Source organism: Acinetobacter kanungonis (genome assembly GCF_009939195.1).
Classification (GTDB): Bacteria; Pseudomonadota; Gammaproteobacteria; order Pseudomonadales; family Moraxellaceae; genus Acinetobacter; species Acinetobacter kanungonis.
The window spans coordinates 110283-126946 of record NZ_JAACKC010000001.1; the positions used below are offsets into that span (position 1 = coordinate 110283).

Consider the following 16664-nt stretch of genomic DNA (forward strand, 5'->3'; position numbering starts at 1 on the left):
ATTGGGTGTTCAGTGAACAGCACAAAACAACAAAATCGAATGGAAATAACTGTGAAAAAAGGATTGAACTATGGAAAAAGTGTTACATCCGTCAGGAAAGGCGAAAATCACTTTATTGCTGTGTTTTGCCATCGCCATCTTTGAGGGTTTCGATCTTCAATCCATGGGGGTTGCAGCACCACGCATGCGCGCAGAATTTATGTTGGATAATGCACAAATGGCCTTGGCGTTTAGTACGGCAATTTTAGGTACCTTGCCAGGGGCCATTTTTGGAGGAAGACTGGCAGATATTGTGGGTCGTAAAAAGGTTCTTATTTTTAGTATCTTATTGTTCGGTGTGATGTCGCTCATGACGGCCTACGCTGGAAACTATGACTTGCTGCTGTTCATTCGTTTCCTGACCGGTCTGGGAATGGGTGGTGCCTTACCCATGATGATTACTTTGGCATCGGAAGCAGTTTCCTCAGACCGTAAAGGTACTGCGGTGAGTGTGATGTATAGCGGTATTCCATTTGGAGGGTTATTAACTTCGGTGGTGGCCATGATGTTGGCAGGTGATGCAGAGTGGCGTCATATTTTTTATGTCGGCGGTATTGCACCGATTTTATTAATTCCGTTGTTGTTAAAATTCTTGCCTGAATCTTCGGATTATTTGCAAGGGAAAACCCAAGGTCAGCAGACTACACCTTTTATGGAGGTACTGTTTGCCAAAGACCGTCGTATGTCGACCATTCAGATTTGGATCAGCTTTTTCTGTACCCTCGTGGTGCTGTATTTCTTGTTGAACTGGTTGCCACTGTTGATGGGGGCTCAAGGGCTTTCCAAACTAGAGGCGAACTATATTCAAATGGGTTACAACGTGGGCGGCATGTTTGGTTCAATCTTGATGGGCATGATGCTCGATAAAATGCGCATGAGTTTCGTGATCAAATTTATCTATTTGGGTATTTTGGTTTCACTGTGCTGTTTATCCTTTTCCCCGACGGTGGCATTGCTGGCGTTATCTGCAGTGGGTTGTGGCTTGTTTATTGTCGGAGGACAGTCGGCATTGTATGGTCTGGCAGCCATGTACTATCCAACCGAAATGCGTGGCACAGGTGTAGGTGCAGCGGTGGCGATTGGGCGTATCGGTTCATTTGCAGGTCCACTTTTGGCAGGCTTTTTACTGTCGATTGGTAAAAGTGCCACGATTGTGATTGGCTCAAGTATTCCTGTAATTTTGATTGCGGCAATTTCTGCCTTACTGCTTGTCAGAAAACCTAAACAGCCTGTACAGTTAATGCAAAGTTCAACAGCACCTTAAACGGTCTAGACCGAAAGAAGTATGAGATTGTACGCTCATGCTTCTTTCATTTTTTTGATTTTGATAATGAAAGATGAGTGCATATAAGTTCAATGGCTAAACTAGAAGATGGACCACGATTAAGCTATACCATTGCCCGTTTGGATCGCGTGGTGAGCCAATATTTAACTGAACATTTAAAAGATTATGAGATTACTTTACCGCAATTTACCGCGCTGTCAGTGTTGGCATCCAAAAGTAATTTATCCAATGCCAAGCTGGCAGAACGTTCTTTTATCAAGCCACAGTCTGCCAATAAAATTTTACAAGATTTACTCAGCAACGGCTGGATTGAAAAAAAACCTGATCCGACCCACGGACGCCGTATTCTCGTGACCGTGACTGAAAGCGGTTTAGTCAAATTGGCAGGATGCAATAAAATTGTAGAAGCTTTGGAGCAAAAAATGTTGCAGGGCATCGATATGAATTTGGCTTATCTGATTCGTAACAACCTCGACATCATGGTCAATAATCTCAAATAAACATCCGCTAGATGATGTTGAATGGTGAGGAAAGATCACGATCAGCAATAAATGCATCGGCGGGTACACGTTCGTGACCAGAAAGCTATTGTCACCAGCGGAATGAAGTTGTTAGCATGGCTTGAAAGTTTTGCTTATAGTGTGGCTAGGATGTCTTCAGGACAACAAGTTTTAATTAAATTAAGAAAAATGATTATTGCTGGGGAACTTGAAGGTGGTAGTCGTATCGCTGAAATTCCGACAGCAGAATTACTGGGCGTCTCGCGCCAGCCTGTGCGTATGGCTTTTCGCCTGTTAGAACAAGAAGGGCTGTTGATTAAGAATCCAACCCGCGGTTATACCGTTCGTGAAATTTCAAATGAACTGGTGAATGATGCGCTGGAAGTACGCGGAGTACTGGAAGGCTTAGCGGCAAAAACTTTGGCAGAACAAGGTTTATCGGCAGAGCAGCAGCAGACCTTAAAAAACTGTATCGAACAAATTGAACAGCTTTTTGCGGAACATACCGAATTTGGTGATGAAGAATTAGAACGTTATCATGAGTTTAATGTGATTTTTCATGACACCATCATTCAGGGCGCACAAAACATTGCCTTAATTCAGGCTTTGGCAAAAAATAATCAATTGCCTATGGCTTCGGTACAAGCCATCACCTATGACCAGACTCGTGCTTTATCTGAATATCGACGTTTGCATTATGCGCATATGCAACATTGCTCAATTTATGAAGCATTGCTGCAACGCCAATCGGGGCGTGCTGAAACCTTAATGCGCGAACATAGCAGTGTGGCGTTGTTGGGTGAAACCGTTAAAAATATATTGACCGCGACAGCTTAAAGTTTCCCACCCCAATACTTTCGGGTGGGGATCTATTTTTTATAACTCAATTACCAGATGTTTGGACTTCGAACGTGAGCAACATGGGGTAAATTGATTATTCAAAGCACGTTCTTCCTCGGTCATAAACATATCGCGATGATCCGGGGTGCCTGAAACTACACGGGTAATACAGGTGCCGCAAATGCCTTGCCCACAAGATACAGGCACATCAAAACCGTGAGCTAACAGGGCTTGAGTTACAGTCTGTTCAGCGTGAACTTCAATTCGACGTCCTGTACCTGCAATTTCCACGGTAAAGGCTTCATCATTTTCCTGCTTGCTTTGCTGTGCCACAAAATGCTCTTGATGCAGTTGTTTAGATTGCCAGCCTGCTGTTTCCGCAGACTGCATCACGAATTGCATAAAGCCAGTAGGACCGCAGACATAAAGATGCTTGTCTGAGGATGGATGCTGTAAAACAGTTTGCATATCACATTGCGTTGCGTCTTGATCCTGAATATGAAAATGCACCTGCTCGGCAAAATGCGTAGTCAAATTTCCATAAAAAGCGATCATTTCATGGGTGCGGACAAAATAATGCAATTCAAAAGGAATATTTTGCGCTTTTAAGCGATATGCCATGGCAAGAATAGGGGTAATGCCAATCCCGCCCGCAAATAACAGGGCTGTTTTCGTGTTTTCATGCAGGGCAAATAAATTGCGTGGTTGCCCAATATTTAATACATCTCCTTCACGATAGTCCGTATGCATGCAATGGGAACCACCGCGTGAGTTTTCATCGTGGAGGACCCCAATCACATAACGATGTTGTTCACTGGAACAATTGGACAGTGAATATTGACGGGTTAATCCATTTTTTAAATGCACATCAATATGCGACCCAGCCTCAAAACGCGGCAAAGCCGAACCTGAGCTGGAAACCAGTTCAAATGCACGAATGGAAGGGGTGAGCTGATGAATCTTATTGATAATCACGTCCATGTTTTTATCCTTAAATCACATGAATATTTGGAAATTTGACCACTTCAATTGGGGTTGCAGCCTGTCTTTCTTCACTCAATAAGCGGTCAATAATTTTGCGTGATTGAACTCCGCCTGCATCAATATTCAGCATCAGCAGTTTGCGCTGCGGATTATTCAGAATGTTCTGTTGTTGTTGCTCCAGCATTTCCAAATCTTCAGTAAAGATTTTGCCTTGTCCTTCACGAATTTGATCAGTCAGTTCAGTATTTTCAGGCTGGAAGTTGCGCGCCATGCCCCAGAAATACCAATGCGAGGTTTCAGTTTCAGGGGTAATAAAATCCACCACGATTGAAGAGACTTTTTTGTCTTTCGGTGCGTCATAGCCGCCATGACCCGCATGGGCAACCCCAACTTCAATATGTACATTGCTGGGTGCAAAGAAATGACAACGCTGCCAACGGTCGACAGGCACATCGTCTGCTAGATGATTGCCACGCAGTGCCATTTGCCAAAACGGCGGTGCGATGACATCGTCCATATAGCGTTCGGTAATGACATGATCGCCATCGACTTTGGTGGTCGGTAAGGATTCATCAATTTCCTTTTGCCCAATACTGCTGGAATGCACATAGGTTTCATGAGTTAAATCCATGAGGTTATCAATCATCAGGCGATAATCACAATGAATGTGGAACAAGCCACCGCCATAACTCCATTCAGGGTGATCTGCCCATTCCAGTACAGGCAGTTTGGATTCATCGGCTTGATCTTTTTCACCCGGCCAGACCCAAATAAAACCAAATTTTTCCACCACAGCATAAGCTTTGTTGCATGGGAAACCATTGACGCGTTGTGCAGGCATAGCAATGGTTTTACCTTCACAGCCCATCACCAGCCCGTGATAACCACAAACTAAATTGCCATCTTCAACATATCCGAGAGACAGCGGTGCGCCACGATGTGGACAAAAGTCCTCGACAGCAGCCACTTTATTTTCTTTGCCACGATAAAACACAATTTTCTCGCCGCAGATGGTACGACCGAGGGGTTTGTCTTGAACTTCTTCTGGTCGGCATGCCACATACCAAGCGTTTTTAATAAACATTGTGATGACTCCTTGTCAATTATTGGATCCAATTTATGTCTATTTATTCAATTTGTCAAATGCGATGAGGATGCTTTTATATGATTTATATATGTGAAATAGTAGTTCTTGATTGGTTGATATTGTTCTGTAGGATTTTAACTATGGATCCATTTATGGAGAAATTAAAACGTTTGATGAGTAATTTAGTGGATCCAAAGTTAATTTTGAATAATTTTTATATTTTCAGTTTTATATTAAGTAAATGATATTAAATAGTATATTTAGCTTTATTTATTGGTGAAATAAAAATCAGAGCAAATTAGTTGATTTTATGGATCCAATTATGCAGTATAGAAAAAGAGCAGGATGCTTCACAAAAATGATCTGTGTACAGGGTCACTTTAATTCTTAATTATCCCTTCTAGGCAATTATGGATATGGATATGCATAATCACCCAATGATGTGTTCTCACATGGTCGTGTGTATTTCCGTTCCTAATTGGGAGATACACAATGGAAAGAAATGTTTTAGACGAAATTAACAATAATAAAATGAGCCGTTACCAATGGTTCGTCATTTTGATTTGTATATTTCTGAATGTGATTGATGGCTTTGATGTCATGGTGATGGCATTTACCGCACCCTCTGTATCTGCTGAATGGGCGTTATCGGGTGCACAAATCGGAATACTTCTCAGTGCTGGACTCTTTGGTATGGCAGCAGGTTCCATTTTTTTAGCACCATTAGCAGATAAAATTGGTCGCCGTTTCTTAATTCTGATTTGTTTAATTATTGCAGGATTGAGCATGTCGGCCTGTGGAATTGTACAAAATCATACGATGCTGGCTGTGCTACGTTTTATCACTGGTATTGGGGTTGGCGGAATCTTGGCAAGTAGTAATGTACTGGCGAGTGAATATGCCAATGCACGTTGGAGAAGTCTAGCAGTCAGTTTGATGTCTACAGGTTATGGTATTGGAGCAACTTTAGGTGGCGTGCTTACCTTTGTTTTAATTGAACATCTTGGCTGGCGCTCCGTCTTTTTAGCAGGTGGTATCACTACGCTCATCATGTTTGCTTTTGCATTATGGTTACTCCCAGAGTCATTGGATTATTTGCTGGCAAAAAAGCCAGTACGAGCGCTGGAAAATACCAATCTGATTCTGCAACGTATGCAGTTGAAGCATTTACAAACGCTGCCGCAGTATATGCAAGTTGAACAGCATAAGAGCAGTGATGTTGCGAAACTGTTCCGTGGTCATCAAGGTTTTCAAACTTTGTGTTTATGGTTTGCGTTTTTCTTGGTGATGTTTGGTTTTTACTTTGTGATGAGCTGGACTCCTAAAATTTTAATTGCGATGGGTATGTCGCGAGATCAAGGCGTCAGTACAGGCATTTTAATCAGTATTGGTGGTATTTTTGGTGCTGCAATTATTGGGCTTCTTGCTTCACGGATTAAGATTTTTCATGCCCTTAGTCTGTTCTTGGGCTTAACAGCACTCTGTATTTTCCTGTTTGTAGCAGTTTCATCTCAAGTGAGCATTGCACTGATGGTCGGTTTGCTACTAGGTACACTCATTAACGGCTGCGTTGCAGGTCTTTATTCAATTTCTCCGACCATTTACGAGGCGGATATCAGAAGTCGCGGTGTAGGTTATGCGATTGGATTTGGCCGTATTGGTGCCATTTTATCTCCAACGATTGCAGGTTTATTTTTAGATCAAGGGATGACACCTCAGCATCTTTATGCGTACTACGGCATTGTCTTTATCTTGGCAATTTTTCTGATTTTAATCTTGGGTAAAGCGGTGTATCGACATCAACAAGCTCAAAATTATTCACTGAATACATCGATCTAACTAGCTGTTTTAAAATTAAAAGTTGAGATAAAAATGAAAAAGACATCTTTATGGATGGGGATCTGCTTGTGCCCAATTTTTGTGAACATGGCACATGCGCAGTTCATGGCAGATAGTCAGGCTGAAATTACATTGCGCAACTTCTATTTTGATCGGGATTATAAAAATGATCCTTATCCCTATACCGCTGCTCGAGACTGGGCTCAGGGTCTGATATTTAAAGGACAATCAGGCTATACCGATGGAGCTGTTGGATTTGGTGTAGATGTGCTTGCGATGGCGGGTTTTAATTTATTGGGCAGCACGGCAGATGATTATGCACGGACTGGTCTTTTGCCCGTCAATACCGATAATTCTAGAGATGATTATTATGGAAAAATTGGTGTAACAGGCAAAGCTCGCTTAAGTAAAAATGAACTTTTTGTTGGAGATCTGGTTCCTCAGTTACCCACCATTTTCTCTTCACCAGCACGATTATTCCCACAAACTTATCGTGGTGTAAGATTGGTTTCGACTGAAATTCCAAAACTGCAATTGGAAGGGTTTTATGTGGATAAAGTCCGCCAACGAGATTCGATTCGCTATACCGACGTTGGTATTGATAATATCAACCGTCGTTTTGAACGTGCTGCAACAACCGATGATTTCTATACACTGGGGGGAGCATATCAGTTCAATAATGCCTATCGCGTGCGGTTGTACCATGCCGAACTACAAGATATTTACCAACAGCAATTTCTAGGGATAAATGGCAAACAGCCTATCTCAGATCAGTATAATTTCTTAACGGATGTACGCTTTTTTAATAGCTATGATTCGGTCAGTGAGAAAATTGGTACTGTAGATAATCGTCATTTAAGTGGGTTATTGGGTCTCAATACGCAAGGGCATACACTCTCAATTGGTTATATGCAGTCTTTTGGTGATACGGGTCTACCATTTTTATCGGGTGCTGAAAGTCCTGTCGTTCTCGATTTTATGAGTTCGGATTATTCCAATAAAGATGAAAAAGTGATTTCTTTACGTTATGACTATGACTTTAAAAATGTCCGTTTAGGTGAAACGTCTTTAAATGGTTTACGCTTTATGACGCGTTATGCCAAAGGCGATGATATTGATTTATTAACATATGGTGATCGACGTTTTGAAGAGGAATCTTTAGAGTTTGAATTAGGTTATCGTGTACTCGAAGGCAGTTTAAAGGGCTTGGGATTTCGAACACGTTTTTCTCATTATCGCAATGATATGCCAACCAATATGACCTTCCATTCAGCAAATGAAACACGGATTAATGTGGATTATAGCTTTAAATTTTAATGAAGAACTTTGAACCATTCAGCCATCAACTTTGATGGCTGAATTGCGTGATAACTCAAGATTAAAGTAGATGAAAATTCAATTAACTCTGCGCCTTGGCTAAATAATTTGCCATTTCTTGCTCAGGTACCATGCCACCCCCCGTACCCCAAATAATATGATTAGCATTTTGCAATTGTTGCGCGGTGAAATTATGCATGGCTGCATATTCTGGATGTTGAGCAATCAACACAGGTCCTAACATACCCGCTAAGGCAGAGGGTTCCAGTTTCAGATGTTCAGTTTGATTAAGTAGACCGAGTAGTTGATACAGGGTTTGGTCATCCAACGTATAAAGCCCATCGAGGAGCCGTTGCATAGCACGTCCGACAAAGCCAGAAGCACGACCGACCGCGAGTCCATCCGCAGCGGTGATGTTATCAATCCCAATGTCCTGCACGGCAATTTGATCATGTAAGCCTGTAGCAATACCCAATAACATGCACGGGGAATGGGTGGGTTCGGCAAAGAAGCAATGTACATGGTCGCCAAAAGCCATTTTCAATCCAAACGCGACCCCACCAGGACCACCGCCAACTCCACATGGCAAATAGACAAACAGGGGGTGCTCTTGATCGACCTGAATCTGGCGGTGTTGTAATTGCTGTTTTAAACGTTCGCCTGCAACGGCATAGCCTAAAAACAGTGCCTTGGAATTTTCATCATCAATAAAGTGGCAGTTCGGATCTGCAAGTGCTGCTTTGCGACCAGCTTCAACCGCCACACCATAATCTTCCAGATATTCGACCACGGTGACGCCGTGCGCACGCAATTTATCTTTTTTCCATTGGCGTGCATCTGCAGACATATGCACAGTCACTTGAAAGCCCAGTTGCGCACTCATGATGCCAATAGAGAGCCCGAGATTACCCGTAGAGCCGACGGCAATACTATATTGACTAAAAAACTGCTTAAACTCAGGCAGATTGAGTTTGGTATAGTCATCTTCGAGGTTGAGTAAACCTGCATCCAGCGCCAGTTTTTCTGCAAAACACAGCACTTCATAAATACCGCCACGCGCTTTAATTGAACCTGAAATCGGTAAATGGCTATCTTTTTTCAGCCAGAGTGTGCCCTGAATCTTTTGTCCGAATTGAGCTTCAAGTTGCTGTTGCATGTTGGGAATTGCGGCAAGTTCAGATTCAATAATGCCATGCGTTAGCGCTGTTTCTGGGAATGCAGCCATGAGATAAGGCGCAAAGCGTGTCAGACGGTCACGTGCAGCATCAATATCTGCTTGATTCAGCCCAACAAAGGGCAATCCTTCTGCCAAAGTGGCGAAATTGGGGTTGAACCATATGGTTTCTTTGAGTTCGATTAATTCCTTGACGATAGGATGTTGTTCACACAATTGCTGGATTTGTTCAGGATTCATATTGGGTACTCATTCAGGTATTTACTGGCTTGCAACGCAGAAATATTCCATTTGCAGAAAACTTATTTTGGATTATTTGAATGGATTTACTGAGCTTGGTCAAATGATGATATTTGGATTTAACATTAAAATAATTCATCTGAAGTGAGAGAAATATCTTATAAATATTCATAAGGATGAGATAAATTAATCTTAAATTTGTGATCTATCTTGCTTTGCTGGTTAATGAATGAAATTGAATCCCGTGGAGAACGTACACATGGCAAAGAGTAATTTAACGGGTTTTCAACTTTCTAAATTGTATACCTTTGAAGTCGCAGCGCGACATCAGTCCTTTGCCTTGGCAGCAGAAGAATTATGTCTGACTCCAAGTGCGGTGAGTCATCAAATCAACCAGCTTGAAAAAGAACTGCAACTGCAGCTTTTTTCAAGATTACACCGCAAAGTGGAGCTAACGTCTGAAGGGCAGCATCTTTTTATTGCATTGCAGTCTTCACTGGAACATTTGAATCATGAGTTGAATGCCATTCAGAATCAGGCTTTGGCAGGCTCGCTCACCATTTATGCACGCCCTTCGATTACCCAATGTTGGTTGATTCCCAGATTGCAGGATTTTATGCAGCAATATCCGTTGATTGAGTTGTCGATTTTGACGGGCAATGACACAGTTAATTTTCAGCGCACAGGTATTGATCTGGCACTTTATTTTGACCATCAGCCTGCAGCCAATTTGAATGATCAGTATCTGATGGATGAGCAGATTATCCCTGTATGTAGTCCAGCCTATGCGAAAAAGATGAATTTGGTTGGTCATGTGCAGCAGCTACAAGATTGTACTTTGCTACATGACAGCCAAGCATGGAACAACGGAACGGGCACCGAAGAGTGGCAGAGCTGGGCACATCATTTCGGGGTAGAGCTGGATACTTCGAAGGGCATGCAGTTTGACCGCTCGGATCTGGCGGTTTTGGCAGCCGAACAGCATTTGGGTATTTGCATGGGCAGAAAAAGACTGGTTCAGTCAGCGCTAGAACGAGGCGAGTTGATCACTCCATTTCCTGAAATGTGGAAGGCGTGTGAGCAACATTATTATCTTGCCTCCGCACAAGGTCGCCTATTACCGAAAGTCGAGGTTTTTGTGACGTGGTTAAAAGCGCAGACTTGATCTTCTCAGCAATATACGCGCATAGTGAAAATAATTTTGTAAACATAAAAAGCCTGAATTCGGTCAAATATTCTGTGAAACGATCTCTTATAAAGCTCCTCAAAAATTAGATAGTGATATAAGAAATGAATTAAATCTATCATTATGATTTTTAATAATATTAATTATAAATTTGAAATTGAATATTTAAAGTATTTTCAATCACCACATCATGCATCTGTAGCATGAATGCTGCTGCGTGATTTTCTGTCCATATTGTCAATTTATGTCACAAAGTGCCGTTAAGTTCAGGTCGGCACTGGTCAAAAAAGCGATTTTTTTATACTATACGGCAAACTTTATAATTACGACATTCACTTTATATTTATTAAAAACATTATGTTGAATCATATTTATGCTGCTTTTGAACAGCTGGGATTCACTACACATAAACGTGTATTGCATATCCAGTTTGCTAATGCGCTGCTGAATCAGCAGGTCTATTTACAGCGAATAGACGGAACACATGGCTTAAACCAAGGCTTAACGGCCAGTTTAATTTGCCTGTCGACACATGCATTTATTCCCCTCAAACAGTTTATTGGCTGTCAGGTCGCGGTTGACCATGTGACAGACACAGGACAACTGAGTCGCATTACAGGCATCATTACCCAAGCTCAAGCGGGGGCAAGCGATGGTGCACTGACCGTATATCGCCTGAGGCTTGAAGACCCGACCATCTTATGGAAACAACGCCGTAACAGTCGCGTGTTCATGAATAAAAGTGTGGTAGATGTGGTCAACATTTTGTTCCAAGAGTGGCAACAAAAAAGTCCGCTGTTTGCCGCCAGTTTGAATCTTGATTTAGCAGGATTGAGTCGAGATTACGACATTCGTCCCTTCATCATGCAAAACAACGAAACTGATTATGACTTTCTGACACGTTTACTTAGAAGTGAAGGGATTAATTGGCTGATTGATGAAGCGCAAGCGTTGCTTGCTCAGATGCATCAACCCATTCAAGCACAAAAGCTACGTCTAATTGATGATAACCAGCACTACCAAGCTCTGCCACGACGCAGTGTCCGCTTTCACCAGAGCAGCGCTGTACAAACCGCAGACAGCATTACCCATTGGCAGGCGCAGCGCCAGTTACAACCGACAGCCGTGCATGTGCAACGCTGGCAAGCCGATGCACTAACCCAAGATGACGGTGCAGGCAGTGTGCAAAGCAAACATCAGCAAAGTGAACAATATGATGTTGCGAGTTTGGGGCTAGAGCAGGCATGGCATTTTTCCCCTGCGTGGATGCAAGACCTGAATGGCGAAGATGGTGCGACGGCATCGGGTAATCCGCAACTGGAGCAATTTAACCAGCAGCTTTCCGATTATTACAATGCGCAAGCCAAGCATTTTTGTGCACAGTCTACGGTGCGAGATGCCCATGTGGGTTACTGGTTCGAACTACAAGATCATCCTGAAATTAATCTGCACAGTGGTGCAGACAAAGAATTTCTAATTACAGAAAAAACTTTTTATAGCCAGAACAATCTGCCTAAAGATCTGAACCAGCAATTAGATCAACTCTTACAACAAAGTAACTGGCAATTCAGCTCTGTACTGGACAACAGCGGCAGTGAGCAGCGCCAAGGCAATCTGCTGAGCTTACAACGTCGGCAGATTAAGACTGTTCCCGCCTATCATCCTGAGCAGCATCGTCCATCGGCACATCCGCAACGCGCTCAGGTGGTTGGGCCGAATGGTGAAGAAATCCATGTCGATGAATGGGGGCGTATTAAAGTCCGCTTTCTATTCACAAGAAATGAAGACCATGCACATGATGGCGGTGCGGGCAGCAATGATAACGATACCGATTCTGCTTGGGTGGATGTCTTAACTCCATGGGCGGGTGAAGGTTATGGGGCACGTTTTCTGCCAAGGATTGGGGAAATTGTAGTCATTGATTTCTTTCAGGGAGACATAGATCGTCCTTTTGTGGTAGGACGTCTGCATGAAGCGCAACGCCATCCAACAAAATTTGATGATGCAGGGCAATTGCCTGGAACCAAAAAACTGGCAGGCATTAAATCTAAAGAATATCAGGGACAGGGTTTTAACCAGCTGCGTTTTGATGACACCACGGGGCAAATTAGTGCCCAGTTGCAAAGCAGTTATGCGGCCAGTCAACTCAATTTGGGTAAACTCAGTCATCCTAAAGACCAAGCGGAAAGTGAAGACCGAGGCGAAGGATTTGAACTTAGAACAGATCAGTGGGGAGCGCTAAGAGCAGGAGAAGGATTACTTCTTTCGACCTATAAACAAGATCAGGCTCAGGGCGAACATCTGGATGCACAAGTTGCCAAGCAGCAGTTGGAAGGTAACCAGAGTAATGCCAAAGCACTGAGTGAAGTTGCCAAAAACCAGCAAACTGATGAGATTGAATCGATTGAACAACTCAAAGAGTTTGCAGACCAGATTCAAGCGCAGATTGCAAAATTTGAAAAGGCGCTATTACTTTTAAACTCGCCAGATGGGATTGGTTTAAGCACCAATGCAGACATTCATGTCTCGGCTGATGGGCAAATTAACCAGTTTGCAGGCGACAGCATCAATTTCACTACGCAAAAAAATCTGATTACGCATGTCAGTGGTAAAGCAAGCTTATTTGCAGCACAGGGTGGCATTAAACAAGTTGCGGCCAAAGGAAAGTTTGAAATGCAGGCTCAGGGTGATGCCTTAAGTATTTTAGCCAAACAAAATATTCAGGTTGTTTCTACAGAAGATCGCATTGAAATTACCAGTCCGAAAGAGATTGTAATTACGGCAGGTGGTTCGCAACTTAAAATTGATGGTTCGGGAGTTTTTCCAACCACCAGTGGCAAGTTTGAGGTGAAGGCGGGGCAGCATGTGTTTATGGGAGGGGAAAAGGTCGAAGTCCCTAAAATACAATTAGAAAATAAACCATGTTATTTAACGTTTGAAATTGTCGATTTGGATGGAAAACCTGCGAACAATGTCGAATATATTGCTTTTAAAGCAGATGGTAGTCACCAGATAGGGCGAACCGATGCATCTGGTAAAACTCAAAAATTTCAAACAGATGGTTCAGAACAGGTTTCAATCCATATTTCTGATAAAAATGCATCAAAATATAAGTTAGTTACGGAAAGTTAGAACGTAATGGATAGATATAACACATTAGAATTTAGCATTATTTTCTATAACCAGAGAAATAAGGGGCTAGGAAATGTAAAATATAAATTGGTTTTTATTTCCACTTCAGGAAATCAACAAATATTTGCAGATATTACCAATGATAAGGGACGCACTAAACCAATTTTATTGACTCAAAATGGAAAACTGCAAATTTTTGTAGAAGGTTATGAGACAATTTTTAGTCAAAAAAAACTGATCAAGCCGAAGCTTGCCTCAGGTGATAATATTATTGAAATAAAAGAAAAAAAATTAGAACAAAATTTAAAGTTTATCACTAAGCAGCAATATGATATAAAACAACAAGTTGCAAAAAAAAATCTTGAGGAACTGAAGAAAATTGCCGCAATCAATAGTAAGTCTAAAATAGGTAATTTTTATAATTATTCTAAAATTACTCCCCCAATTTCACCAACAGTGAAAAAGAATTTAGAAGAAAGTCAAAATTTATCTTATGAAGAATATAAAAAGAGAAATACACATCTGATTAAGAAATCAGAATATTTGAAGTTTAAAACATATGTGATGTATCGATTTGTCGATAACAAAGGAAATGGTATTCCGATTATTGACTACCAAATATTTGGTCAGGGTAAAAACGAACCTATCGTTAATATGAAGCCAGCTAAAGTGGATGGAAAAGGCTTTACTCAACTAGCAGAGACTCATTTAAAAACCCAAGTTAAGTATCGCTTAGGAAGTACAGTCAAAGAGAGTGAATGGTTCGAACCGATTACTTGTGTTGATAAACAGTTAATTAATAAAATTATTTTTCCACTTACCACAGGTATAACCAATACTGATCCAAATAATAAGGTGGGCTTGGGTGCATCACAAAAGCCCCCTATCGTTATTAATCCTCACACTAATGAAGTACTGGTTTTACCGCCCGCAGTTTATGCTGAATTTGATCGAAAAACGCAAATTTTGTCAGATGCAGTAAAAAAGGTTCATCAATCGAATGCTGAACTCACGCGAGCGATTCAGGATAGAAAACTTGAAGAAATTAAAGAGCTAGAAAGTCGGCTAAATATCAATCAAGAAAAAGCAATTGAAAAAATTAATGGTGAGTTTCAGCAGTATGGCGAACTTAAAGAAGTTTGGGTGGTTGAAAGCACAGGCAAAGTCAACCAAAGTGCATCAAAATATAATTTAAAAAGACGTTATCTTAAAGTCACTGAATATGAAGAGCTAAAACGACAACGTCGTAATAATGAAGTAAGAGCAGATATTGTTGACCCTTATGCGACGCAATACACACCACAACGTCATGCTCAGATTCAAAGTAGTTTTGAGAAACTAGGTCAGCAGTTATTGACTGCTAAAGGAAGTATCGGTAGTGAAGAAAAAGCTGTTTATAACTTGATTGGTGGTCTTGGTGGAGAGATTGCAAAAGAATATAAAGACAGCCGAGATATTAATGTCAGTACTGAAGCACAGTGGATGCGGATGGTTGCAGGTGCTAGTGGTGAAGGAATGATTAGCGCCTCGTCTAAAGGTGTGACCATGAAACTTGGTGGAGATGCATCAACCAAATGGACACTTTTTGAAGGGGTAAAAGAATGGCGTAAGTTTTTTCCATGTGAGTCTGGATGGAAACTTGAATATGACAATTATGATTTAGGAACCATTCGTTTTTTGATTGGAGCAGAACTAGCAGGATTTTCTGGAGCAAATTTAGGCATTTCAGGTAACTTATCTGTCGATATTACCCATCAGGGAACCACGCAAATGCTGAAAGCTATGGTACGTAAACCAGAACGCTCAATGTCACAAATGTTTGATCGTCAGGGAAAACCCATGTTCCAACCTGCGCAAGGTAGCTTGAACATGATTGCTGCAAATCAGGAAAATGCAAAGAATCAGGCAAATGCAGGAATTAAGGTATTTGCAGGGGCACAAGTGCAAGGGAAATTGAAGGGCGGAATAGAATGGTTTAAACCCAATAATGACAAGGGGGGGGAAGGAGAATTTGTTTCTATCGCCTCTGTAGCTGGTGGTGGTGGTGTTAGTCTGGGAGCTGGTGCCGAAGGTCAATATCAGATTGGTTATGATGAAGGTTCTGGTAACTTTAAAATACTGGTTGCTGCACACTTGTGTTGGGGTATTGGTGCAAAAGGAGTCGCTGAATTTACGGTTGGTTCAGAACATATCCTAAACTATTTAGGATTTATTAAACTACAGCTACTACAGGCTAGCTTTAGAACGCTAGTCTATATTCATGGGGAGGCTTTCTCATTAATGGCACGAGTCTTAGCGTACTGTATAGGTGAGAATTATCCATTAACTCAGAACGTACAGGAAATAGCAGATGCTTATGATGTCTGGCTTAAGCGTTTGAATAAGGATCATGAGCGTTTAAAGACTGCGAATAATATTAATTCTGCCAAAGGCCGTGAAGAATTAATTTATGCCACACCAGAGACGAAAGGGATTCTTTTATATGCAGTTACACACTGGAGTGATCGTACAGCTCCAATTTTTGATATCTATGTGTCTTTTAGTGAGCGTGAAGTGGAACTTTTTCCTGCGCGAAAAACTGCAGTGATTAATATTCTAAAAACGTGTGTGACGACTGCCGAATGGCAAAATACCATTCAACATATTCACCCTAAAGCAAAGAAATTAAACCCATCTGAATTTGGTAAAGTTGAAGGTGATCTGATTCGGTTTTTAAACTATGGTGATGACGATAAATACGCTGAAGATCTTATCCGTTGTATCAATAGTGGAATAGAGTATGTTGGGCAAAATATTAACAAATGGTTAAAAGATTATCTTAAGTATCGTAAGGGAGCTAAGGCAGTAACAGGTACTTCATGGAATTATATGTTAGTACAAAGCCAAGATGATAATCGCTTTAGGCAGTTTGAGCTGCAGCAAGGCATACAAATGGGGTTTGAAGAGCAGTCATTAATGGCAAGTAATTTAGAAATCTTAGCACCTTTTGAGCAGAATGAGTTAAAACCAACCGTGTATCATGTTTAACATGATACACGGTT

At 41.5% G+C, this 16664-nt stretch carries 11 protein-coding genes; 8 read left to right on the plus strand and 3 right to left on the minus strand.

The annotated features are described in order from the left end of the window. Positions 1-70 precede the first annotated feature (70 nt). From mhpT to GWK51_RS00510, 3 genes are all read left to right on the plus strand, one after another. Positions 71-1303: a 3-(3-hydroxy-phenyl)propionate transporter MhpT gene (gene mhpT, locus GWK51_RS00500; protein WP_161932264.1), complete on the plus strand. Its 1233-nt coding sequence runs from the start codon at positions 71-73 to the stop codon at positions 1301-1303. A gap of 92 nt (positions 1304-1395) precedes the next feature. Further along, positions 1396-1824, plus strand: a complete 429-nt coding sequence (locus tag GWK51_RS00505; RefSeq protein WP_216071652.1) for a MarR family winged helix-turn-helix transcriptional regulator — start codon at positions 1396-1398, stop codon at positions 1822-1824. Between the two features lie 150 nt (positions 1825-1974). Next, on the plus strand, positions 1975-2661 hold the full coding sequence (locus GWK51_RS00510; RefSeq protein WP_161932266.1) for a GntR family transcriptional regulator: 687 nt from the start codon (positions 1975-1977) through the stop codon (positions 2659-2661). Positions 2662-2700: 39 nt separating this feature from the next. Here GWK51_RS00510 and GWK51_RS00515 read toward each other — a convergent pair whose 3' ends face one another. Together GWK51_RS00515 and GWK51_RS00520 are read right to left on the minus strand one after the other, a co-directional pair. Beyond that, positions 2701-3645, minus strand: a complete 945-nt coding sequence (locus GWK51_RS00515; protein ID WP_161932267.1) for a PDR/VanB family oxidoreductase — start codon at positions 3643-3645, stop codon at positions 2701-2703. Between the two features lie 10 nt (positions 3646-3655). Beyond that, a complete protein-coding gene (locus GWK51_RS00520) occupies positions 3656-4732 on the minus strand; it encodes an aromatic ring-hydroxylating dioxygenase subunit alpha (protein ID WP_161932268.1) in 1077 nt (358 codons plus the stop codon). 495 nt (positions 4733-5227) lie between these two features. Here GWK51_RS00520 and GWK51_RS00525 point away from each other — a divergent pair, with 495 nt between their 5' ends. Continuing rightward, positions 5228-6574, plus strand: a complete 1347-nt coding sequence (locus GWK51_RS00525; RefSeq protein ID WP_161932269.1) for an MFS transporter — start codon at positions 5228-5230, stop codon at positions 6572-6574. A gap of 33 nt (positions 6575-6607) precedes the next feature. Further along, entirely contained in the window at positions 6608-7891 is a 1284-nt protein-coding gene (locus tag GWK51_RS00530; protein WP_161932270.1) for an OprD family outer membrane porin, read from the plus strand. An 82-nt stretch (positions 7892-7973) separates the two neighbouring features. Here the strand turns inward: GWK51_RS00530 and GWK51_RS00535 are convergent, their stop codons facing one another. After that, positions 7974-9305: a D-serine ammonia-lyase gene (locus tag GWK51_RS00535; protein ID WP_161932271.1), complete on the minus strand. Its 1332-nt coding sequence runs from the start codon at positions 9303-9305 to the stop codon at positions 7974-7976. Positions 9306-9564: 259 nt separating this feature from the next. Between GWK51_RS00535 and dsdC the strand changes: the two genes are divergently transcribed. The 3 genes from dsdC to GWK51_RS00550 all read left to right on the plus strand — a co-directional run bounded on the left by dsdC (position 9565) and on the right by GWK51_RS00550 (position 16650). Continuing rightward, complete coding sequence (dsdC, locus tag GWK51_RS00540; RefSeq protein WP_161932272.1) at positions 9565-10470, plus strand: DNA-binding transcriptional regulator DsdC; 906 nt, start codon at positions 9565-9567, stop codon at positions 10468-10470. Positions 10471-10848: 378 nt separating this feature from the next. Next, on the plus strand, positions 10849-13623 hold the full coding sequence (locus GWK51_RS00545) for a type VI secretion system Vgr family protein (protein WP_161932273.1): 2775 nt from the start codon (positions 10849-10851) through the stop codon (positions 13621-13623). Positions 13624-13629: 6 nt separating this feature from the next. Then, positions 13630-16650 carry a hypothetical protein gene (locus GWK51_RS00550; protein WP_161932274.1) on the plus strand — a complete coding sequence of 1007 codons (3021 nt, stop codon included), beginning with the start codon at positions 13630-13632 and terminating at the stop codon, positions 16648-16650. Positions 16651-16664 lie beyond the last annotated feature (14 nt).

Excerpts from the sequence above, each read along its gene's own strand:
- GWK51_RS00515 (WP_161932267.1), bottom strand. The coding sequence starts at position 3,645 with ATGGACGTGATTATCAATAAGATTCATCAGCTCACCCCTTCCATTCGT.
- GWK51_RS00545 (WP_161932273.1), top strand. The coding sequence starts at position 10,849 with ATGTTGAATCATATTTATGCTGCTTTTGAACAGCTGGGATTCACTACA.
- GWK51_RS00505 (WP_216071652.1), top strand. The coding sequence starts at position 1,396 with ATGGCTAAACTAGAAGATGGACCACGATTAAGCTATACCATTGCCCGT.
- dsdC (WP_161932272.1), top strand. The coding sequence starts at position 9,565 with ATGGCAAAGAGTAATTTAACGGGTTTTCAACTTTCTAAATTGTATACC.
- GWK51_RS00535 (WP_161932271.1), bottom strand. The coding sequence starts at position 9,305 with ATGAATCCTGAACAAATCCAGCAATTGTGTGAACAACATCCTATCGTC.
- GWK51_RS00510 (WP_161932266.1), top strand. The coding sequence starts at position 1,975 with ATGTCTTCAGGACAACAAGTTTTAATTAAATTAAGAAAAATGATTATT.
- GWK51_RS00550 (WP_161932274.1), top strand. The coding sequence starts at position 13,630 with ATGGATAGATATAACACATTAGAATTTAGCATTATTTTCTATAACCAG.
- mhpT (WP_161932264.1), top strand. The coding sequence starts at position 71 with ATGGAAAAAGTGTTACATCCGTCAGGAAAGGCGAAAATCACTTTATTG.
- GWK51_RS00520 (WP_161932268.1), bottom strand. The coding sequence starts at position 4,732 with ATGTTTATTAAAAACGCTTGGTATGTGGCATGCCGACCAGAAGAAGTT.
- GWK51_RS00525 (WP_161932269.1), top strand. The coding sequence starts at position 5,228 with ATGGAAAGAAATGTTTTAGACGAAATTAACAATAATAAAATGAGCCGT.
- GWK51_RS00530 (WP_161932270.1), top strand. The coding sequence starts at position 6,608 with ATGAAAAAGACATCTTTATGGATGGGGATCTGCTTGTGCCCAATTTTT.